Genomic DNA, 22,545 nt, shown 5'->3' with positions numbered 1-22,545 from the left:
CTCCTGATCCGGAGCGGCAACGCCCTACCCTTGACAGGTGACTTTGACTAAGATTCGTACCGCCGCCGCGGGCTCCCTCGCCGCCGCCGGTCTCCTGTTGACCCTCTCCGGCTGTTCCACCCCGGCCGCCACCCAGCCAAGCGCCTCTGCGCCCGCTTCCCCAGCTTCTGCCAGCGCCGCGTCCACCACAGCCGGCCCCTGCGCCGGGGTTAAGGTCATCGTCGATTCCGGCGCCCTGAAGCAGGCCGCTGCGGACACCTCCACCTGCGTGTCCGTGGACGGACCCACCGTGGCGTCCAAGGTGCTCGACGAGGCAAAGGTCAAGACCGAGGGCACCACCCAGTACCCCAACGAAATCGTGTGCCGCGTGAACGGCGTGCCCGCCGCCGACTTCGACATCAAGCACAAGGACGGCACCTACCGCGAAGAGTGCAAGGGCATGCCCGCCGCTTTCGCCTACTGGGGTCTCTGGGTCAAGCCCGCCTCCGGTGAATGGGCCTACGCACAGGAAGGCCTCGCCACCTTGAAGGTGAGCCCCGGTGAGAGCCTGGAACTGCTCTTCACGGTCGACGGCGAGCCGGCCGCGCCCGCGGCATGACCTTCCGGCCCGCGCCGTTGCGCGCAGCGGCAGTCCTCGCCGCTGTGTTCATCGCGGCGCGGGTCATTTACCGCGTCCTTTTCAATGGGGCGGGCACCGGCAGCCCGGTCCTGCTCGACCTGCCGCCGCTGCGGCTTCCCGCCCCGTATGCCCATGTAGTCTTCCTCGGTCCGGTCACCGCGCCGGGCCTCTGGCAGGCGGCGCTGTCCGCCCTGCCCATCGCCGCAACCATCCTCGGCTTCGGCCTGCTCAACGCGTGGGTTGATGTGTCCCGCGGCTTCGTGCGGCTGGCCCGCGGCGGCCCGCTGCAGGGCGTGGCCCGGATGCTGGTGGTGGCATGGGCGGCCCTCCCCGCCCTGTCCGACGCCGTCGCCTCCGTGCGCCTGGCGTTCCGGCTGCGGGGCGAACGCTTCGGCCCCCGCGCCCTGGTCCCCATACTGGAGCGCACCCTGGAGCACGCCGGGCGGGTTGCCGCAGCTTTGGAGCTGCGCGGTTTCGGGAGCCGGGCAGCGCACCAGCCAGGGCTCGACGGCGGCCTGCCGCTTATCGTCCGGAACGCACAGTTCCGGATTGGGGACACCTGCGTAAGGGTTGACGGGTTCGCGCCGATGCCCGGCTCCGTCACCGTGATCACCGGGCCCACGGGTTCCGGAAAGTCCACCATCCTGCGGGGCATCGCCGGCCTGCTCTCCCACGTTGACGGCGGAGCGGTTTCCGGCACCGTTCTCGCCGGCGGACTGGACCGCGCCGCCACACCGCCGCGGGACACCGCCCGCCTCATCGGCACCGTGCTCCAGAATCCCCGGGCTGCCTTCGCCACCACCCGGGTCCGGGATGAAATTGCCCTGGCCCTTGAGCTGCGCGGCGTGCCGACCGCCGCTGCGCAGGCGCGGGTGCTGGAGGTGGCCGGGCGGATCGGAATCCCGGCACTGCTGGACCGGAATGTCAGCACCCTCTCGGCCGGTGAGGCGACGCTGGTGGCCATCGCCGCCGCCGTGTGGACCATCCAAAGCTTCTCCTGGCGGACGAGCCCCTGGCGGATCTTGATACGGCAGCCCGCGCACGCGTCATCGCAGTGCTCAACGCACTCGCCGGCGACGGCGTCTGCGTCATCGTGGCGGAGCACCGGGCGTCAGCACTCGCCCCCGTCGCCGATGCATGGTGGACCATTGATGGTGGCGCGCTGGTGCAGGGTTCTGCGCCGCCCGCGGCGCCGGTGCCTTCCGGTGACAGTCCGGCGCGGGAGGTGGCCGGCTCCGTGCCGGTGCTGACGGCGGCCCACCTCGCCGTGCACCACAAAGGTACGCCGCTGGTGCGCGACGCGTCCCTGGCCCTCCACCCCGGTGAAGTGGTGGCACTGGTGGGGCCGAACGGAGCCGGCAAGTCCTCCCTCCTGGTGGCGCTGACCCTGGGTGAGGGAGCTGCTGACGAAGGAGTGCTCGACGGCGGCCGGGTGGCCCTGGTGCCGGACGCGTCGGACGACCTCTTCACCAGCGACACCGTGTCCGGAGAGCTCCGTGCGGCCGAGCGGCGCCTGGCCCGTGGAAAGAGTGGCGCTCGTGGGAAGAGTGGTGCCCGTGGGAAGAAGGGCGGACAGCCCGCCCCCGGCTTTGCGGCGGCACGCCTGGCCCGGCTGCGGGGAGGCGTGCAGATTCCCATTGGCCACGAGCATCCCCGGGACCTCTCTGCCGGTGAGCGCAGGATCCTCGCCATCGCGCTGCAGACCATGGACAGCCCGCAGGTCCTCCTGATCGATGAGCCCACGCGCGGCCTGGATCCCGCGGCGCGGACGGCTGTCTCGGCGGCTTTGCGGGCGGCGGCGGATGACGGCGCCGCAGTCCTGATTGCCACCCACGACCTTGAGTTTGCCCGCGGCCTGGGCGCCCGGATCCTGCCGATGCGGGACGGCGTGGCGCCTGCAGCCAAAGCAGCCATCAGCCCCGAACCGCTTGTCCTCCCATCGCGGCCAGCAGCAACGAGGCCACAGCCAGCGACCCTCAACGAGCAGGCAGGCCCACGGGACGCTGCAAAGCCCCGGCGCCCCCGGATGCCGCGGGCGCTCGAACTGGCAGTCCTCGCGGCCGCAAACCTGCTGGCCCTCGCGGCCTTCTCCTGGCCGCTGCTCGCCGCCGCCGTGCCGCAGGATGCCACCGCTGCCCTCCCCTACGCTGCGCTGGCCATCGCACCCGTGGCCGCGGTCGCCGTCGTGGTGTCCCTGGACGGGTCGGTCCGCTCGGCACACACGGTGGCACTGCTGGGCGTGCTGGCGGCCGTCGGTTCCGCTGTCCGGGTGGCGAGCACCGGCGTCGGCGGCGTGGAGGCGGTCTTCATCCTGCTGATCCTGGCGGGCCGGGCGTTCGGTCCACGGTTTGGCCTGCTCCTCGGCGCCGCCACCATCGCCGTCTCCAGCGTGCTGTGGGGTGGGATCGGGCCGTGGACGCCGTTCCAGATGTTCGCCTGCGCCTGGGTGGGCGCCGGTGCCGGGCTGCTCCCCCGCCGGGTGCGGGGCAGGGCCGAGCTGTGGATGCTGGCAGGCTACGGCGTGGTGGCATCGTACCTGTTCGGGCTGCTGACCAACCTGTGGTTCTGGCCCTTCGCCGTGGGCGCCGGCACCGGCATCTCCTACGTTCCAGGCGCGCCGCTGGCCACCAACCTCAGCAGCTTCCTGCTCTACTCGCTGTTGACGTCGACGGCGGGCTGGGACACCCTGCGCGCCGTCACCACAGTGCTCGGGATCGCCGTGGTGGGCCGCGCCATCCTCGCCGCGCTGCGGCGCGTGAAGCCGGTCTCCGGCGCGGGTGGGCAGGCCGGCCACCGGGCCCATACACCGTCCCCACCCGCCCGGGACCGGCGCCAGCTCACACCTTGACGCAGGCCGGCGGGTTGCCTCCAGCAGACGAATTTGTGACACTGTTGTCCTCTGTTCCCCAGTGTTAGGCAATGTTTTGACGGGCATTTCAGGTTTCGCGACGCAGTCCGCGCGCTGACACTTCCCTGATGCCCCAAGGGCCGGCAAGTTCAGCGCTTCACCCGCTGAAACCACCCGGAGCCCGATGCCGATCCACGGCTATTTCTCCCCTGCACTGATTTCCTGCCCCGCAGCATACGCGCGCCCATTCCCCGGGCCGCCGTGGCAGCCCACCGCCACGCCCCGTCCGCCTTAGGACCCGCGCCCTACGGACCTGACCTTGGCGAACCGCGGCCCAGCCGCCCAACATCCTGTTTTGGGAGCACCATGCCTGCAACTAAAAACCCATCCATCGTCCTCACGGACGTGCATTTCCGGTGGCCGGACGGCTCGCCGGCGTTGTCCGGGATCTCCGGCAGCTTCGGGCCCGGGAAAACCGGGCTCGTCGGAACGAATGGCTCCGGGAAGTCAACGCTGCTGCGACTCGTGGCGGGGACCCTCACACCGACGGCCGGCAGTATCACCACGGGAGCCGACGTCGGCTACCTTCCGCAGACCCTGACACTGCACAACGATGCCACCCTGATGGAGCTGCTCGGGATCAAGGACCAAGTCCGTGCCCTGCGGGCTATCGAATCCGGTGACGCAGCTGTGGAACACTTCGATGTGCTGGGCGACGACTGGGACATCGAGGCCCGTGCGGACGAGGCGCTGGAGGGGATCGGCCTGACCGGCGTCGGACTGGACCGGCGCGTGGGCGAACTGTCAGGCGGGGAAGCCATGCTGGCCGCCATCTCCGGGCTCCGGATCCGGCGCACCCCCATCACCTTGCTGGACGAACCGACGAACAACCTGGACCGCCGGGCACGCTCGGCGCTCGGACGCATGCTGGCCGACTGGCCGGGCAGCCTGGTGGTGGTCAGCCACGACCTGGCACTGCTGGAACTCATGGACAGCACGGCCGAACTGTATGAGGGAGGGCTCACGGTGTTCGGCGGCCCCTACAGCGAGTGGCAGGCGTACCTGGACAGCCAGCAAGCCGCAGCCGCGCAGGCAACCCGTGCCGCTGAGCAACTGGTGAAGAAGGAAAAGCGGCAAAAGCAGGAGGCCGAATCGAAGCTCGCCCAACGGGCCAGGACGGGCCAGGACAGCTACGACAATAAGAAGGGATCCAAGATCCTGATGAACCAGCGGGCCTCTGATGCCCAGGTCTCAGCCGGACGAATGCGTTCCGGCATGGACGCCAAAGTGCAGGCCGCGCAAGCGGCCCTGGACGCCGCCGCAGCGAGGGTGCGGGACCAGGAGCGGATATCCCTGAACCTTCCCGACCCGGACGTTCCGCGCGGCCGGCGGATCGCGGAACTGCGGGGCACCAACCGCTCCTTCGTGGTGCAGGGCCCGGAGAAGGTGGCCATCACCGGACCCAACGGGGCCGGCAAGACCACACTCCTGGAACGCTTGATGGGCGGTGTCCCGTGCATCGAGGGCGAAACCGGTGGAAGCCTGCTGACGGACCGCGCCGGCTACCTGCGTCAACGGCTCGACGGGCTGCGGGAAGAGGCAACAACCCTCGAAAACGTGCAGGACGCCGCACCGGACGTGCCTGCGGGTGATATCCGCAACCAGCTGGCCCGGTTCCTCCTCCGCGGCGACAGCGTGAACCGGCCGGTGCACACACTCTCAGGCGGTGAGCGGTTCAGGGTTTCCCTGGCCCGGCTGCTTTTCGCCGACCCGCCGCCTCAAGTCCTGATCCTGGATGAGCCAACCAACAATCTGGACATCCGGAGCGTTGACCAGCTGGTGGAGTCGCTCGGGGCCTACGGCGGCGCCGTCATCGTGGTCAGCCACGATGACGCCTTCCTGGACCGGTTGGACCTGGACCTCATCCTCGGCATGGGACGCGACGGGTCGTTGACGGAGCTGGCCTCGCTGCCTGGCGCGGAATGACAGGAGGCCGTGGCCGTCAGCCGCCGACCTCACACCTTGAAGTACTTGGCCTCCGGGTGGTGGAACACGAACGCGTCGGTGGACTGCTCGGGGTGCAGCATCAGCTCGTCGCTCAGGACCACGCCCATGCGCTCGGGCTTCAGCAGCTCGGTGACCTTGCGGCGGTCCTCCATGTCCGGGCAGGCGGGGTAGCCCAGCGAGAACCGGGCACCGCGGTAGTCCAGCTTGAAGTACCCTGCCGTGTCCTTGGGCTCCTCGGACGCGAAGCCCAGCTCCTTGCGGATCCGCGCGTGCCAGAACTCTGCCAGCGCCTCGGTGAGCTGCATGACCAGGCCGTTGAGTTCGTAGTAGTCGCGGTACTGGTTGGCCGCGAACATCTTGGACGTGAACTCTTCGATCTTGGAGCCGGCGGTGACCAGCTGCACCGGCAGCACGTCGATCTGCCCGGACTCGCGGGACTTCACGAAGTCGGCCAGGCACAGGTGGCGGTCGCGGCGCTGCCGTGGGAAGTCGAAGCGCAGGCGGTCGGTGCCGATCGGGCCGCCTGAACCGCCGTCCGGGGCGAGCAGGCCCGCGGTGCCCAGGACGCCGTCGGGATCCTCGCCGTGGTGAAGCACCACCACCTGCTCCCCTTCGGAGACCACGGGGAAGTAGCCGTAGGCGACGGACGCGTCCAGCATCCCCTCGCCCAGGATACGGTCCAGCCAGTAGCGCAGGCGCGGCCGGCCCTCGCGTTCCACGAGTTCCTCGTAGGAGGCGCCGTCCTCGCCGCGGCCGGGCTTGAGGCCCCACTGCCCCATGAAGGTGGCGCGCTCGTCGAGGAACGCGGCGTACTCGTGGAGCGAGACGCCGCGGACGATGCGGGTGCCCCAGAACGGCGGCACGGGGACGGGGTTGTCGGTGGCGACGTCGGACCGGCCGGGCATGGCCTCGGGCTCGGTGACCGTGAACTTCGCGCCGCCCTTGTGGATGCGTTTCTTCAACGGCGGCAGGCCGACGTCGTCCGGTGATTCACCGCGGGCCACGCGGACCAGCGGCTCCATGAGGGAGAGGCCCTCGAAGGCGTCCTTGGCGTAGCGGACCACGCCGTCGAACTGCTCCGCCAGGTCCTGCTCCACGTAGGCGCGGGTGAGGGCTGCGCCGCCCAGGATGACCGGCCATTTCTTGGCCAGGCCGCGGGACTGCAGCTCGGCGAGGTTTTCCTTCATCACCACGGTGGACTTCACCAGCAGGCCGGACATGCCGATCACGTCGGCGTTGTGCTGCTCGGCTGCGGCGATGATCTCGGCGATGCCCTGCTTGATGCCGATGTTGATGACCTTGTAGCCGTTGTTGGTGAGGATGATGTCCACCAGGTTCTTGCCGATGTCGTGCACGTCGCCGCGGACGGTGGCGATCACCATGGTGCCCTTGCCGGACGAATCCGACTTCTCCATGTGCGGTTCGAGCAGGGCGACGGCGTTCTTCATCACCTCGGCGGACTGCAGCACGAACGGCAGCTGCATCTCGCCGGCGCCGAAGCGCTCGCCCACCACCTTCATGCCCTCGAGCAGGTGGTCGTTGATGATGCCCAGCGGGGTCATGCCCTCGCTGCGGGCCAGGTCCAGGTCCTCTTCGAGGCCCTTGCCTTCTCCGTCGATGATGCGCCGCTCCAGGCGCGCGCCGGTGGGCAGCGCCGCGAGTTCGGCGGCGCGCTGGTCCTTGAGCGCTGCGGTGTCGACGCCGGCGAAGAGGTCCAGCATGCTGGCCAGGGGGTCATAGGTGACGTTGCCGTCGGCGTCGTATTCGCGGCGGTCCCAGACCAGGTCCAGGGCCACCTTGCGCTGCTCTTCCGGCAGTGAGGCGAGCGGGACGATCTTGGCGGCGTCGATGATGCCGCTGGTCAGGCCGGCCTGGACGGCCTCGTGCAGGAACACGGAGTTCAGGACGATGCGCGCTGCGGGGTTCAGGCCGAAGGAGACGTTGGAGACGCCGAGGGTGGTGTTGATGCCGGGGTACTTGGCGGTGATCTGGCGGATGGCCTCGATGGTTTCGATGCCGTCCCGGCGGGTTTCCTCCTGGCCAGTGGCCACGGGGAAGGTGAGGCAGTCGACGATGATGTCCTCTACGCGCATGCCCCATTCGCCCACCAGGGCGTCCACCAGGCGGGAGGCGATGGCCACCTTGCCTTCGGTGGTGCGGGCCTGGCCCTCTTCGTTAATGGTCAGGGCGATGACGGCGGTGCCGTGTTCCTTGACCAGGGGCATGATGCGGGCGAAGCGGCTGTTGGGGCCGTCGCCGTCCTCGTAGTTGACGGAGTTGACCACGGGGCGGCCGCCGATGAGTTCCAGGCCGGCCTGCAGGACGGGCGGCTCCGTGGAGTCGATGACCAGCGGGAGGGTGGAGGCGGAGGCGAAGCGGCTGACGAGCTCTTTGATGTCCGCGACGCCGTCGCGGCCCACGTAGTCGACGCAGACGTCCAGCAGGTGGGCGCCGACGCGGATCTGTTCGCGGGCGATATCCACGCAGTCGTCCCAGCGTTCCTCGAGCATGGCCTGGCGGAAGGCCTTGGAGCCGTTCGCGTTGGTACGTTCGCCGATGGCCAGATACGCGGACTCCTGGTCGAAGTTGACGTGCTGGTAGAGGGAGGCGACGCCGGCCTCGCGTTCTTCGGGGATTCTCGCCGGCGCGTTGTCTTCCTTGGTCTCCACGGCTTTGGTGCGGAAGGGGGCAAGACGTTCGACGACGGCGGCCATGTGCTCCGGCGTCGTACCGCAGCAGCCGCCCACCAGGCCCAGGCCGAATTCGCGCACGAACTGCTCGTGCGCGGTGGCGAGTTCGGAGGGTGAGAGCGGGTAGTGGGCGCCGTTGGCGCCGAGGACAGGCAGGCCGGCGTTGGGCATGCAGGCGATGGCCACGGAGGACTGCTTGGAGAGGTGGCGGAGGTGCTCGCTCATCTCGTCCGGGCCGGTGGCGCAGTTCAGGCCGATCGCGTCGACGCCGAGCGGTTCGAGGGCAGTGAGCGCGGCGCCGATTTCGGAGCCCATGAGCATGGTTCCGGTGGTTTCCACCGTCACCTCGACGAAGATGGGGAGGCGGACGCCGCGGTCCACGATGGCCTGCTTGCAGCCGTTGACGGCGGCCTTGGTCTGCAGGAGGTCCTGGCTGGTTTCGATGAGGAAGGCGTCCGCGCCGCCTTCGATGAGGCCCTCTGCCTGGAGGGCGAAGGTCTGCTTGAGGTAGTCGTAGCTGGTGTGGCCCAGGCTGGGGAGCTTCGTGCCGGGTCCCATCGAGCCGAGGACCCAGCGCATGCGGCCGTCTGTTTTTTCTGCCGCTTCAGCGCGTTCACGGGCGATGCGGGCGCCTTTTCTCGCCAGTTCTTCGATCCGGTCGTCGATGCCGTAGTCAGACAGGTTGGACCAGTTGGCGCCGAAGGTGTTGGTCTCGACGGCGTCGATGCCGGTGGCGAAGTAGGCGTCGTGGATGTCCGCGAGGACATCGGGCCGCGTGTCATTGAGGATCTCGTTGCAGCCTTCGAGGCCCAGGAAGTCCTTCTCAAGTGAGAGGTCCCGGCCCTGCAGCATCGTGCCCATGGCGCCGTCGGCAATGACCACGGAGTGGTTCACTGCATCCAGGAGCTCCTGCGAACGGGCAGGGCGGGGCACGGACTCAATATCAAGCGCAAAACGAGGCATCTAAACAGGTTACGTGTGGGGGCGCCAACGTTGCGCTGTGTGTCCGGATGCTACGGGGTGGCTGGCGTCTATCAGGTGAGTCCACCTGCGTCAGGGCCAGGGACTTGCCGACATCGACGGCAGCTGGCCTGTGTGCCTCGGCGAAGCGGGTGCCGACGCAGTTTCCACTTGGAGACGACGATGATGCTTCTCACGGACAAGAAGTAGTCCTGGCACAACGGGAGTATCCGGAGGACTGGAAAGGTACTGGCGCAAGTGTGCGTGAAAGCACTGGTGGACACCAGAGAATTGGCACCTTCTAAGCGGTTTCGCAAGGATGAACAGAAGGTGCCAGCGTTACCAGGACGACGTCCGAAGCTTCCTGAGCTTCCTGCTGCCGTCGGCGGCCTTGAACAGCGTAGACAGGCGCAACGTTCCTGCCCGGCGGGGCTGTCGGCCCCCTGCGTAGATTGTTGCGCACTGGTACGCGCGAAGGTCGTACGCCTCGGGCCCGAGCCCTGGCACCTCGTATGGGAAGCTGAGCTCCGTCAGACAGATCCCGCCTGAGCAGCTTGCGAAAAGGCCTATGGGTACCGAAGACAGGCAAGCAGTCCCCTAGCCTATGATGTTCAAATGGGGTCGGATGTAGGTGTTGCACCAGAGCCCGCTGCGTCACCGGCGGAGCGTTATCGTGACAGAGCTCGCTCAGCCACCACACTTGTAGTGACAGCAGCTGGAGCGCTCGTTGCGGGGCTGGTGTTTTCACCCATTCGCGATGCACTTTCTCCCGCAGCGCAAGTCGCCGGCTACATTTCTCTTATTTTTTTCATCATTAGCGGATGTTTTTATCTTCAGGCGTCTCTATATTCCAAGCCAGAAGGCACTGGCTCAAAGGAAAGTTTTACTAATTCAATAATTGACAAAATAAGATCCTCAACGCGATATGGCTCCATGGCGGGAGTTGTTGCTGCCGGGGCGGCTCTCATGGTCATCCCTTTTGACACCTACTTCCCGGAGCCGGACGTTCCGGTAACGGTTCTGTTGGCAGAATCCTTGCAGACAATGCCAGGGTGTCCCGAACTAAAAAGACCTTTTTCTGGCTGGATGTCGCTCGAGGATCTGCGGGGCAACTCAGTTCTAATTCCGATGAAGGTGGAGTCCCATGAATGCGGAAACACCTCCGGTAAGGGCAGGATCGACATCTTTGTAGAACGAAAGTCGGTTACCGTCACTGTCCAACCGGAGCCGACTAAGAATGACTGAAGCTGAGCAGGCAACCGCCTTGGTTGTTCAATGGATACCTCTATTGACAATGGATGTGGCATGGGAAGCAAGTTGGCGCCAAACAGTTCTTAAATTGAGCTCCGCCACAGCACCCATAAAGGAGTTTGATCAAAAATCAGACCAAGAGGCTCATATACATTTTTTTGCATACGAGGCACAATGGCATAAGAAGATCAAGAAAGATGGCGCCATTGAAGCCGCTGTCCTCAATTGGCCACCGAATAAGCACTCGCGGGTAGTTCTGATAGCCTGCGATAAGGCAGGCTTACCGAAAGTAAATGAAAAGCATGTACAGATTTTGTCGAACGAAGCGCTAAGTAACTTGGGTAAGCAGCACCACACCATTCGTGCGTACACAACAGAACTGCTGCGGTCGGAGACGGAAATGCTGCTGTTACAGTCGCTGATAGAGCGCGGCATGATATCCCCGGAATATGGATCGTCTGACCTCGACATGCAATATAAAGCGCAAAACGAAAGCCTAGAGCCGTGGGATGCGAGAGGGATATGACAGATTCGTCGTGGGTATCCAGTGTTGTTGCCCCTTGGGCAATGTCCCCGCATCCTAACTTTTCACAGGACAGAATACAGGGTCCGGGACTGTTGGCCTTGGTAGCTCAACTCAGAGCCAATGACCTTGAACGATACCGAGATCTCCTGGGCCCGGAAACACCTGAGTGGGTTACAGCGCTTGTTGATGCTGCTTGGCAGTCAGTTAATGGGACATCGATTCACGACGGGGCGGCCGAACTATGGAAACTGGTCGATAATGCAACCATTCCCCTTGGCGCCCGCGTCGCTGCTGCGCTTTTTGGCACCGTGGCTCAAGTGGAGATGGACGAACCTGAAACGGCAGTGACGAGGCTCCGGACCCTGGCAGAAGTACTGCGAGCAGATTTTCAAGCCACCGAAGAAGCTTCTCCAAGCAAAGTACTGGTCCTTCGGGTTTTGCTCATCCAATTGGCCCTCCGAGAGTACGAAACGTCCAACCGTTCTCAAGCACAGAATGTCCTGGCTGAACTCCGGGAGCTCAATAACGTACGGGGGCGCTGGGATAGATTTCCCGTGTCGAAGGGGATCAGTTGGGATTCAGTGAGGGTTCAGAAGGATGCCTTCGAGGCTACCCGCGTCCATGAACGAATGTTAACGTCCCGCATGGAGGGTTTTGAAGGTGACACGTGGATCGACGTGGTCAGGGCTCGCTCGCCTTGGTCGGATACGCGGATCAGGGCGCATGCGGCTTCACGTGACAATCAGTTTGTGAAGCAGCATTTCCAGGACGTGGCGGCCCCTAGCACCAAGAAGACCTTATGGGCATCGGGGAACCCCGTCCTTCGAGAAGGATGGGAGAGCCTCCTCGCTGCGGAGTTGTCGGCCAACATTTACGAGATAGGCAATGGCCGCTCTGCGCTCGGACGCATCCGAATCCTTGTTGAGCCCTTGGATGCCGGAGCGATACAAGATGCACTTCGACTTTTGCGGCTCGCAGGCGACAAGGACTCATTAGAAGGGGCAATTCACAGGATCCAATCACAGGGACCCACTGAGGCTTTACAGAACGATGCGTCTGTTATCCGGCGGAGATCCTCATTTCCCCGCCGGATGAGTCAACCTGACCTAATGGTGATATCCGCAGCCGCTAACTTTATGGACCCAGCGGAGCTGAACGCGGCCCTGGAGGGCGTATTCAGCTACCTTCAAAGTCCATCGTCAGAAAACTCAGGACGAAGCTTTCAAGATGAAAGGTCGACATGGGCGGCAGTTGCAAGACTTCTTCCCGATAGCGGCGCGGACGACCGCGTTGCCTCCCAAGCACTCCAGTACCTGCAGACACATCAGAACACACGCATTTTAGAAGACACCTTTCAGAACCTCGTAGAAGAGATCGACTGGGAAGCGGTATCGGCTGATATCCAAGACGCATGGAGAGCCTGGGGACGGCTACACGCTGACCAAGAGGGCTCCAAGAATCTGGCAGCCCAGGCTTCTGGTATCGGCGTACCTCTAACAAGTAGGCGTGCCTACGAAGCATTATCCGACTACTACGTGGCCGTCCAGATCGCGAACTATCACCCTGATGGCGCTGTACTTGCGGACACCGATAAAGAACGCGCCATCCAGGCCTGCCTGAACGGGCTCCGCGACATCCAGAACCAAGCTGGCAGCGGGAGTATGTCTTTCGGAGGGCACGACCTGGGCCTCTTATCTCTGGCTCTCGCCGTTAAGTTCGACGAAGTAAGACTCTGGGATGCCGTGACAGAACTCCTCATTGATCCGGCTGTCGACGGTTACTACAAGAAAGCAGCACTTGATCGTCTAAGTGCTTCATATAGCAAGATTCCAGAGCGTTCTCTTCGGACACTTAGGTCCAATTGGCGCAGCGTAATTGACTCCCCCCACGCGGATTCGCCCTTCTCTTCTGAGAAACTCCCCTACTTCCCAGAAGCTATTCGATTCGGGTCGCTATTGAAGGTACTGAGTCGTGACGAAGCTGTTGGAGCAGTGACCGACATGGCAGGCGGAGATTCGGCAAGTAGTCGAAAAGCGGCATGTTCAATCCTGCCTTTTGTCGCTAGGGAGTTCGGAGAAGCGGAGTGGGGGCAGGTCCTTCTACTTCAGTTGTCCCGAGAAACCGAACCCGTTGTACGGGCATTAGCGGGACACGGCTTGGCCCTTGTTGGCAACATGGAATCAACCATGCGCCCGATTGTGCATCGACGCCTCGTCGAACTACTGGAAGCTGACGGTATCCTCGTACCACTGCGGACTTTGCATGGGTTCCAAATAGTTGCTAGAGAAGGGTCATGGAACTACGGCGGCGGCGTAGAAGCCCAAATTTCTCTATTGGTCCAGGAAAGTAGGGCACGAGTTCTCAGGAAAGCCGCGTGGGAAGTCCAGCGACTATTAGCAAGTTCCCCTGCGACTTGAGCTCGAGGGTAGGTCTCCTTGCCGGCACTAGATTACTTGGCCTTTCGGGTCTTATACGCGGCCGGACCGAAGGAACCTCAAAACCTCCGCCGCAGGAGGCGCGAACTAGGCGGCGTACAAGCCAGGCTTACGCACCACTCGCTGCCAGCAACGAGGCGTGCGTGCCCGCTCCATTATCTGCCTGCCTCCATCGACAGGATGAGGTCAGCGTCGCGGACCCGTGGAGAGGCAGGGGCGATCAAGAACGGTGCCCCGTTGGACCTGAGTGCAATCATGGCCCTCGGCAACGGCACGTTGGCCACGGCATCCACGGAGGACCTAGCCTCTTCCAGGATCAGCACCGACTGCCAAGTCTGCAAACCCTGGGCAATGGACAGCTACTGCTTCTAATCGGCGGACACGTTCGCAGCCTCGTCGTCCAACGCTGCGTCGTACCCGTCCGGTAGAGACCCTACCCACGGGTCCACGTACGACGCCCGAGCGGCCTGGGAAGCCCCGCGCTGGCCGTAGCGATTGTCCCGGCTGGTCCCGCCCAACAGCCACGTATCTTGCAGCAGCGTTCCGCGTCCGGCTTGTAGAACCACCATCAGTTTCACCAGCAAATCGGCGAAATTGAAGCAGCAGGCTCAACCGGTTCATCCTCCTCATCCAGCAGGTCACCCAACGGCAATGCGTCGGATGCCTTGTAGCCCGCGCCGCAGCGGTTCCGTCGTACTACGGCGCCGGTTGGTCGCCGCCCGCCGTCCAACCCAACGTGGGCCCCAGCTTGCCCGCGATGTCCGTCAGGATCTGGACGTAGTCCTCGTGGTCGAAGCTGAAAGGAAGCGCGAACGCCACCTCGTCCACTTCCTGGAATCCGGCGTGAGCGTACAGCTGCTCCGCGATCTCCGCACTGGTGCCGATCAGATCAGCCGCGAACATCATGCCCCGCGGCCCCTGAGGTGCAGCCGTGCGTGGAGTGCGTTCGTCCACGTACCGCTGGTACTTCTCCTGCTGGGACGGCGTCGCCGAGTCGGTCGGGATCACCACGAGCCCCTGCGAAACCCTAGCCCCGGCGAGTCCAGCCGAGGCTGCCGCTTCCCGGAACGCCCGTATCTGCGACTGCTGGACCAGGGCGAAGTCCGGTTCCTGGTCCTTGTCCGGAAAAATCACGCTGCTGGACAGCAGGTTGAAGCCATGAGCACCCGCCCACACCGCCGACTTCGTACTGCCGGCCCCATACCAAAGACGGTCCCGCAAGCCAGGGGAATGCGGCTCCACACGGCTGGAAAACTCCTCCACCACGCCCTGCTTGCCCGAGAACTCCCGCACCGGCTCCCCGGCAACCAGCCGCGCAAACCGCTCCACCCGGGCGTAGCTGAAGTCCTCCACGTCCGCGGTATCCGGGTACAGCTCATGCTTCACCGTGTCGTACTGCATCGGCTCCCCAACGCTTACGCCTGGGTTGATGCGTCCACCTGCCAGCAGGTCCACGGTGGCCAGGTCCTCGGCCAGGCGCAGCGGGTTTTCCCAGCCCAGCGGCGTCACGGCAGTGCCAAGCTCAATGTGCGAGGTGCGCTGGCTCGCCGCAGCCATCACCGCCACAGGGGAAGAAATCCCGAACTGCAGGTGGCGGTGGCGCAGCCAGGCACTGTCGAACCCCAGCCGCTCCCCCAGCTCGATGATCTGCAACGTGGACTCGTGGCCCGCAGCCGGGTTTGCCGGATCAAACAAACCAATGGTGAGGAACCCCAGCTTGCGCAGGGGACGGTTGGGGTGCGGCATCGGCTTCCTTCAAAGCGGCGGACGGGGCTGGTTTCAGACTAGGCGGAAGCCCCTTAAATGAACCAGCAAGCATTGACGCACATGACGGCCTTGGCGTTAGGCTCACCACGAGCCAGCGACGGCGCAGGCAAGGGGAGGAATACATGTCATTGCAGGAAATCGAATTCACGTCCGCCAACGGCCGCGACACCATCCAGGCATGGGTCTACGAACCCATCGGCCAGCCAAAGGCAATCGTGCAGCTGGTCCACGGGCTCGGCGAGCATTCCCGCCGCTACCTCCACCTCATCTCCACCCTGGTGGACGCGGGATTCATCGTCGTGGCAGGCGACCATGCCGGGCACGGGCGCACCGCGATGCAGCAGGGCACGTGGGGCGATGCCGGTGAGGACGCAGCCAGCGTGGTGGTGGCGGACGAGGTCACCCTCCAGGCCAAAGCCAGGGAGGCACTCCCCCCGCTTCCGTACGTGGTGTTCGGCCACAGCTGGGGCTCCATGATCGCCCGCGGCATGGCCGTCAATCCAGGTGCGCAGCTTTCCGGCCTGATCCTCTGCGGAATCGCCGCCCAAATGCGTGGCATCGAGAAAAGGATCAACCGGCCGGAATTGGCACGGCTTGCCTCCGGCGAGCGCGCCGCGGAGCCCGCGCCCGAGGAACTGGTGGGCCAGTTGTTCGACGGCTTCCTGGGCCGCCTGGGAGAAAACGCCGGCCCCACCGCCTGGGTGGCGCTGGACGCCGACGTCGTCGCCGACCACGGGAGGGACCCCTTCAACAACTTCGGCGCACCGCTCAGCGCCCGCTTCCTGCAGGGCTTCGTGGACCTCTACGACCAGGTAACCAACGACGACTGGTACAAACAGCTCCCCGCCGAACTCCCCGTCCTCATCCTCGCCGGCGACCAGGACCCCGTGACCAACTACGGCGAAGGCGCCTACCACGTGGCCAACCGCCTGGCGGATTCGGGCCACGCGGACGTCCGCACCCGCGTCTTCCCCGGCGTCCGGCATGAAGTGCACAACGAACCCACCACCCGCGCAGAGACAGAGCGCGAGACGGTCGAGTTCATCCAGCGTGTCACCCAGCGGCAGGACTCCCCCACACCGTCAGCTGCAGGCTGACGGTCCCCGAGAAAAGCACCCCGCTGGAAGGTTCGACGGCGGCACTCACCCGCCGCCGTCGTCGTACCTTCCAGCAAGGGGAGGCTCAGTCCGCTGCTGATTGCTCCAGCAGCCGTCGGATGCGTTCGACGGTTGGGTCGATGCCCCCTGTTGACTCGACCATCAGGCCGGATTCGTCGGTCTGCAGCTCCTCCAGGGTTTCCAGCTGGGACGTGAGCAGCGAGGCCGGCATGAAATGCCCGGGGCGTTGGGTGAGGCGGTCCTGCAGTGCCGGCCTGTCGGCTTTCAGCAGGATGAACGTGGTGGCAGGCGCGGCCGTCCGGATGGCGTCCCGGTAGCTTCGCTTCAGTGCTGAGCAGGCAACAATGGTTGCTTTTTCGGTGCTGGCGGACAGCTTGGTACCCACCAGGTGCAGCCACGGCCATCGGTCCTCATCCGTGAGGGGAACGCCCGAAGCCATTTTCTTGACGTTTGCTTCCGGATGCAGGGTGTCGCCATCGACGAAACTGGCGCCGAGCCGGGTGGCGAGCGCCTGGCCCACGGAGGATTTCCCTGCACCGGAGACGCCCATCACCACGATGCTCTGGGGCATTACAGGGCGCCCTGCCGGGCAGTGCCGGCGGGAATGGGCGTCAGGCGGGTGACCTCGACGGGTTCGGCCAGGAGTCCTTCGAGTGAGGCGTTGAGCCGCTTGACGGCGTCCCCCACTCCGTGGGCGTCGAGCAGCTCGGCGCTCTCCCATTTCTCAATCATGACGATCTGGCCGTTGGGCGCATCGTGGATGGCGTACAGGAGGCATCCGGGTTCTTCGTGGACCTCGGCGATGGCGGGCTTGAGGGCCGCGGCAACCTGGTCGCGGGCGCCGTCGTTGGGCGTGAAGACTGCAGTGACGACGATGGTCATGATGATTCCTTTACTCGATTGCTGGTGATGCTCAGATAAATGCCTGTGTGGTCAAGGTCCCCGAGACCCTCGGTGACCATTGTTTGGAATGCCGAGGTCAGGGTGTTGGCGACGGGCAGCGCGAGTCCGGCATCCGCGGCCGCCTCCGTGACAAAGCGCAGGTCTTTGAGTTGGTTTTTGGCCGAACCGCCGCCGTGGAAGTCCCCAGAGATCCATCGGCCGCCTTTTTGCCGGAGGACTTCGGAGTTGGCCAGCCCGCCTTTGAGGATGGCCTGGACCTTTTCCAGGTCCAGGCCGGATGCCTTCGCCAGCGCCATGGATTCCGACAGGGCGGTGACCGTTGCCGCCACCACGATCTGGTTGCAGGCTTTCACGATGGCCCCGGCGCCGGCCTCCCCGAACCATATGACAGTGGAGCCGTAGAGCTTGAAAAGCGGCGTCAGCCACTCGACCGAACTCCGGGGGCCGCCGGTCATGATGCTCAGCCGCCCCTGCTCCGCTCCGATGGTCCCGCCGCTGAGCGGTGCGTCGATGACCACCACCCCGTAACGGGACTTGCAGTGGGCTGCGAAGGCGGTGACCGCCGTGGGGGACACGGTGCCGTGGATGACCAGGACAGGTTCAGCCACGCCTGCCCGCGCCCACCCCGCGAGCAGGCCGTCCTCGCCCTCCAGGAGTGCTTCGACCTGGGGCAGGTCCGGCAGGACGGTGAGGACAACATTCGCCGCGGCCTCCGCTGGCCGGAGCGCTACTGTCCCCTCTTCGATGGCTTTGGCTTTCTGGATCGTGCGGTTCCAGAGCGTCAGGGGTACCCCGGCGTTGATGATGTTCCGGGCGATGGGGGCTCCCATGGGACCGGTGCCGAGCAGCGAGACGGAGACACCGGGATCGAGCGGCGAGGGAGGTTTGGTTTCTGTCATCGGTTAGAAGGGGATCAGGCCGGCGAGGGCGGGAAGGAAGGTGCTGAACCAGGGCACGGCGGCGAGGACGAGGAGGCCGACGAACACCGCCACCAGGTAGGGCCAGAAGTGTTTGAGGCTGTTTTCCACGGTTTCGCGGGCGGTGGCGCAGGCGACGTAGAAGCCAACCCCTGCCGGCGGGGCGAAGGATCCGATGCCCATGGAGATGATGAGGACCATGGCGTACTGCACGGGGTTGACGCCGAAGTCGGTGGCGATCGGCAGCAGCAGGGGCGCGAAGATGAGCACCGCTGGCAGGCCTTCGAGGAGCTGGCCCATGATGATCAGCAGCACCACCGTGAAGAGCATGAACAGGATGGGGGAATCGCCCAGCCCGGACATCAGGTCGTGGATCTGCTGCGAAACGCCGGCCAGGGCGAGAGTCTGCGCCAGGGGCGACGCCGCGGCGATGATGAACAGCACCATGCCCGCCGTCGTGGTTGTTTCACGCAAGGTGTCCCCCAGAAGGCGCCTGCTGCCGCGGCGGTAGGCTGCCGCGAGCACGAAGGCGTAGGCGACGGCGACCGAGGAAACTTCCGTGGGGGTGGCGAATCCGCTGAGGATCCCCACCACCATGCCTACGGGCAGCAGGAGCGTCGGCAGGGCGAAGAACGTGGCGGAGCCCCGGGCCCGCCACGTGGCCTTGGCGCTTGGCACGCCTCCCTGCTTGCGCGCCCTCAGGAACACCAGTGCCATGACCACCAGGGCGAGGAAGGCTGCCGGCACGAAGCCTGCAAGGAACAGGGTGGTGGTTGAGATGGTGGTGATGGAGCCCAGGATGAGCAGGACGATGCTGGGCGGGATGGTTTCGCCCATGATGGCCGACGCCGACAGCACGGCGACCACTTCGCCGCGCGGGTACTTACGCTCTTCGAGCATGCCTCGCATGGTGGTGCCCACTGCTGCGACATCGGCGACCTTGGAGCCGGAGATACCGGAGAAGATGTACATGGTGACCACCACCACCTGCAGCAGGCCGCCGCGGAGATGCCCGATCAGCGCATCGACGAGCTTGGCCAGCGGCAGGGTAAGGCCGGCCGAGTTCATGACGGTGCCGGCCAGGATGAAGAACGGGATGGCCAGCAGGACGAATCCCTTGGCTCCGGACGCCATGCCGATGGGGATGGCGCTTACGTCGGAAATGCCGCCGAGGTACAGGTAGATGCCGGAGGCGAGGGCCAGGACAAACGCAATGGGCAGTCCCAGGAACAGCAGGCCGAACAGGGCCACGAGGACCACCACGAGCAGGACGTTCGGTGAGGCGTAGTAGAACAGCGGCGGGGAAATCAGGACGACGGCGACGAGGGCGGCTGCGATTCCGGCACCGACGACGGCGGGACGCCAGGCCTGGCGCCGAAGTTTGACCAGGGCAAACCAGGCGATGAGGACCATGCCCACCGAGAAGGGCAGGTTGACCCAAAACACGGGGAGTTGAAGGATCGGTGTCTTTTCCTCGACCTGCTGGACCAGGGTGGGCACGAACAGGGCAAGCGCGCCGGCGCTCATGACAAAGACGAGCCAGTCGACCAGCGCGGCGAGGTACGGCTTCCAGGTTGCGGGCAGGCGCATGATGAGCGCCTGGACGGACATGTGTGCGCCTTTCGGGTAGGCGATGGCGCCGCCGATGAAGGCAATGGTCAGCAGGGCAATCTCGGACACTTCCTGTGTCCAAAGCACGGAATCACCGGTAATGAGGCGGACGGTGATGTTCAGGAGGATGACCACGAGTTCCGCGAGAATCGCCGCTCCCACAATCCCTTCGAGCGTCTTGTCGAGCCAAGCTGCGCCGCTCCAGCGCTCTGGCACGTGGTCGTGGTGAAGGATTTCCTCCGCTTCGAGGGGAAGGACTTCCTCGTAGTCCTGGGGAGCAACGGTGGGTTTCATGGTTTTCCAGACTGTCGACATTGATAGCGGGATGTGTGTGGGGAGTGGGGTGTTGGTACGGGTGGGAGCCGACTTGTGGGCTCCCACCCGTCCTTGCTACTTCTTGCCGGCGAAGGCGATGGCCTGGTCGAAGAATTCCTTGCCGATGAGCTTGGAGAACTCCGGGTAGAGGCTTTGGGAGGTGGCCTTGAACTCGGCGAGCCCGGACGCGCTGAGCTCGTTGGCCTTCATGCCCTTGGCTGCCAGTTCATCCAGCTGCTTCTTGGACTGTTCCTCGTCATAGCCGGTTTTGAAGGTTGCCGTTTCCTCTGAAGCGGCGGTGAGTGCCTTCTTCTGGTCATCCGTGAGGGAATCCCACTTCTTCGATGACAGTGCCAGCACCCAGGCGTCGTTGATGTGGTTGGTCATTGAGACGTATTTCTGCACCTCGGAGAACTTGTTCGTCCAAGGGACCTCAATCGGGTTTTCCTGGCCGTCGATCGTTCCGGTCTGCAGGCCGGTAAAGACCTCGGAGAAGGCCATGGTGGTGGGGCTTGCGCCCAGCTTGCCGAAGAAGTCGGTCCACAGGGTGTTGCCCGGCACCCGGATCTTCAGCCCCTTCAGGTCGGAAGGCTGTTCAATCGGGCGCACGGAGTTGGTGATCTCGCGGCCGGTCCGGGTCAGGAAGGCGAGTGCCACGGTGTCCTTTGCCGCCAGCTTGTCTTTCAGGACCTTTCCAGGTTCTCCAGCCAGGAACTTTGCCTCTTCCTTGGTGTCCGAGAAGAGGTAGGGGATGCTGATGCCGTTCATTTCCGGCACCACCGAGGCGTAGACGGAGGTGGACAGGATGAGTCCGTCGAGTGATCCGCCCTGCAGCCGGGTCACGGCCGCGTTCTGGTCCCCGCTGAAGCTCGTGCCGTTGGGTACCACGGTGACCTGGACGGAACCGTTGGAGGTCTTCTTGACCTGGTCGGCGAAGTGCTGGGCGGTGACGCCGACCGAGGACGTCAGCGGATCGGGGATGGAGAGCTGGATCTTGGCCACCGGGGCGCTTTGGCCGGCGGGGGTTCCGCCTGCACAGCCGGACAGCAGGGCGGCGGCCAGGCTGGTTGCCAGTACCCCGGTCATGGCGCGGGTCTTGAAGTTCATTCGATGCCTTTCTTCATTGGAAGGATGCGGTGGTACTGGTTCAGGAGACGGTGACGGGGGCGGAAATCAGCGCTTCGGTTTCGCGGCGGAGTTCCAGCGCTTGGGACAGGGAGTCATCAATGATGACATCGTCCCAACCAACGATCGCTCCCTTGGGCACATCGTTACGCAGCTCCACGTGGTGGGCCAGGGCGACGGGGAGGGCGCCGGTGGAGACCGAGTGCTTGGCGGAAACCAGCTTGCCCCACACCGTGAAGCCGCCTTCGCCGTCGAGGAATTCACCGGCCTTGAGGTCTTTCTTGGCGGTAGCGACCACATCGCCATAGAAGCCGACGGGCCCGCCGGTGGGGATGCCGCGGAGGGCTGCGTTGGCGATGGACATGTTCAGTTCGAGGCCTACGTAGTGGTAGGGGCGGTACAGGGCGGCGTACTGGCCGGTGGGGTCCGGGTGCCAGGGGTATTCGTTGAAGCAGCCGGAAACGTAATTGTTGGTTGCCTTGACGACGACGAAGACGCCCTCCTGGGTGTTGTGGCTGATCCAGCTGCCGTCGCGGTTGACGCTGGACATGACGTCAACGCTTCCTTCGTGGGCGAGGGAACCGCCGACGGCGGCCGGGCGGCAGATGGTGGCGATCTCTTCAACGTTGCCCGGTGTGAAGCTCAGGCCGGAATCGGAGGGGGCCAGCCCCGCGCCGTTGGCCACCGCCGCCATTTCGATGGCGGCCTTGGTGCCGTCGCGGAACGAGGTGTGCATGTAGGGGTTGAGCTGGCCGGAGTCGGTCAATTCCTTGGAGAACTCCCAGTTCTCCCAGACGTTGTCCGGGTTCATCTCGTGGTAGTGCTCCAGGTATTTTGCGCCCTTGCCGGCGCAAACCACATCAAAGCCGCTGGTGCGGGCCCAGTCGACGAGTTCCATGATGAGGGCCGGCTGGTCCCCGTAGGCCATGGAGTAGACCACGCCTGCTTCCTCGGCCCGCTTGGCCAGCGCAGGGCCGGCAAGGGCATCAGCTTCGACGGTCACCATGATGATGTGCTTCTTGGTTTCGATTGCTTTCAGGGCGTGCTTGATGCCGACGATCGGGTTACCGGTGGCTTCGACAATGACGTCGATGTCCACGTCGAACAGTTCGTCAGCGTTGGCGACGATGGCGGTGGAGCGGTCCTTCAGCGCCGTAGCGATATCGGGAGCTACCTGGGAGGCGGGCCAGTCCACCAGCTCGAAGGCCCCCTGCGCGCGCTTGACGTTGATGTCGGCAATGGCAACAACGTGGATGCCGGGGATGTTGTTGGCCTGCGCCAGGTACATGGTCCCGTAGCGGCCGGCGCCGATCAGTCCAACGCGGATGGGACGGGACTGCTGCTCACGCTCGCTGAGGAGTTTATGAAGGTTCACGGGAATCTCTCTAGGGGGTGCTTGGCCAAAGAAAAGCACCTCCGGCTTGCCGGATGGCACAACTTCTTTGTCGCGTTT

Annotated in this window: 14 protein-coding genes and 1 pseudogene; 7 read left to right on the top strand and 8 right to left on the bottom strand. The window is 64.7% G+C overall.

Annotated features, from left to right (window positions below; translation table 11 throughout):
• Nucleotides 1-37: 37 nt before the first annotated feature.
• From AC3ANU_RS03490 to AC3ANU_RS03480, 3 genes and pseudogenes are all read left to right on the top strand, one after another.
• The gene (locus tag AC3ANU_RS03490; protein WP_488315455.1) at nt 38-598 is read left to right on the top strand and encodes a hypothetical protein; all 561 of its coding nucleotides are present in this window, start codon (nt 38-40) and stop codon (nt 596-598) included.
• A pseudogene (locus AC3ANU_RS03485) lies at nt 595-3,467 on the top strand (ATP-binding cassette domain-containing protein). Before AC3ANU_RS03490 ends, AC3ANU_RS03485 begins: the two are co-directional and overlap by 4 nt.
• Nucleotides 3,468-3,833: 366 nt before the next feature.
• On the top strand, nt 3,834-5,453 hold the full coding sequence (locus tag AC3ANU_RS03480; protein WP_488315454.1) for an ABC-F family ATP-binding cassette domain-containing protein: 1,620 nt from the start codon (nt 3,834-3,836) through the stop codon (nt 5,451-5,453).
• Nucleotides 5,454-5,482: 29 nt separating this feature from the next.
• On the opposite strand, the gene metH is transcribed toward AC3ANU_RS03480, so the two are convergent.
• The gene (gene metH / locus AC3ANU_RS03475) at nt 5,483-9,127 is read right to left on the bottom strand and encodes a methionine synthase (protein WP_488315453.1); all 3,645 of its coding nucleotides are present in this window, start codon (nt 9,125-9,127) and stop codon (nt 5,483-5,485) included.
• A 702-nt stretch (nt 9,128-9,829) separates the two neighbouring features.
• Between metH and AC3ANU_RS03470 the strand changes: the two genes are divergently transcribed.
• From AC3ANU_RS03470 to AC3ANU_RS03460, 3 genes are all read left to right on the top strand, one after another.
• Entirely contained in the window at nt 9,830-10,369 is a 540-nt protein-coding gene (locus AC3ANU_RS03470) for a hypothetical protein (RefSeq protein WP_488315452.1), read from the top strand.
• Nucleotides 10,362-10,901 (top strand): hypothetical protein, encoded by a 540-nt coding sequence (locus tag AC3ANU_RS03465; RefSeq protein WP_488315451.1) that lies wholly within the window; start codon nt 10,362-10,364, stop codon nt 10,899-10,901. The genes AC3ANU_RS03470 and AC3ANU_RS03465 overlap by 8 nt, the downstream gene beginning before the upstream one ends.
• Before the next feature lie 98 nt (nt 10,902-10,999).
• Nucleotides 11,000-13,318, top strand: a complete 2,319-nt coding sequence (locus AC3ANU_RS03460; protein WP_488315450.1) for a hypothetical protein — start codon at nt 11,000-11,002, stop codon at nt 13,316-13,318.
• Nucleotides 13,319-14,032: 714 nt separating this feature from the next.
• Here the strand turns inward: AC3ANU_RS03460 and AC3ANU_RS03455 are convergent.
• On the bottom strand, nt 14,033-15,082 hold the full coding sequence (locus AC3ANU_RS03455; RefSeq protein ID WP_488315449.1) for an LLM class flavin-dependent oxidoreductase: 1,050 nt from the start codon (nt 15,080-15,082) through the stop codon (nt 14,033-14,035).
• Nucleotides 15,083-15,225: 143 nt separating this feature from the next.
• Here AC3ANU_RS03455 and AC3ANU_RS03450 point away from each other — a divergent pair, with 143 nt between their 5' ends.
• Nucleotides 15,226-16,200, top strand: coding sequence for an alpha/beta fold hydrolase (locus AC3ANU_RS03450; protein WP_488315448.1), 975 nt, complete (start codon nt 15,226-15,228; stop codon nt 16,198-16,200).
• Between the two features lie 85 nt (nt 16,201-16,285).
• Here the strand turns inward: AC3ANU_RS03450 and AC3ANU_RS03445 are convergent, their stop codons facing one another.
• The 6 genes from AC3ANU_RS03445 to AC3ANU_RS03420 form a co-directional block, all read right to left on the bottom strand.
• On the bottom strand, nt 16,286-16,792 hold the full coding sequence (locus AC3ANU_RS03445) for a gluconokinase (RefSeq protein WP_056392010.1): 507 nt from the start codon (nt 16,790-16,792) through the stop codon (nt 16,286-16,288).
• Nucleotides 16,792-17,103: a putative quinol monooxygenase gene (locus tag AC3ANU_RS03440; RefSeq protein ID WP_488315447.1), complete on the bottom strand. Its 312-nt coding sequence runs from the start codon at nt 17,101-17,103 to the stop codon at nt 16,792-16,794. The genes AC3ANU_RS03445 and AC3ANU_RS03440 overlap by 1 nt, the downstream gene beginning before the upstream one ends.
• The gene (locus tag AC3ANU_RS03435; protein WP_488315446.1) at nt 17,100-18,023 is read right to left on the bottom strand and encodes an NAD(P)-dependent oxidoreductase; all 924 of its coding nucleotides are present in this window, start codon (nt 18,021-18,023) and stop codon (nt 17,100-17,102) included. Before AC3ANU_RS03435 ends, AC3ANU_RS03440 begins: the two co-directional genes overlap by 4 nt.
• Before the next feature lie 3 nt (nt 18,024-18,026).
• Nucleotides 18,027-19,946: a TRAP transporter large permease gene (locus tag AC3ANU_RS03430; protein ID WP_223992969.1), complete on the bottom strand. Its 1,920-nt coding sequence runs from the start codon at nt 19,944-19,946 to the stop codon at nt 18,027-18,029.
• 96 nt (nt 19,947-20,042) lie between these two features.
• A complete protein-coding gene (locus AC3ANU_RS03425) occupies nt 20,043-21,074 on the bottom strand; it encodes a DctP family TRAP transporter solute-binding subunit (RefSeq protein WP_144600083.1) in 1,032 nt (343 codons plus the stop codon).
• 40 nt (nt 21,075-21,114) lie between these two features.
• A complete protein-coding gene (locus tag AC3ANU_RS03420) occupies nt 21,115-22,467 on the bottom strand; it encodes an NAD(P)H-dependent oxidoreductase (protein ID WP_018769920.1) in 1,353 nt (450 codons plus the stop codon).
• Between the last annotated feature and the right edge of the window lie 78 nt (nt 22,468-22,545).

It is taken from the genome of Arthrobacter sp. SDR-2R (assembly GCF_057747955.1).
This window is presented reverse-complemented; position numbering and strand designations above follow the sequence as displayed.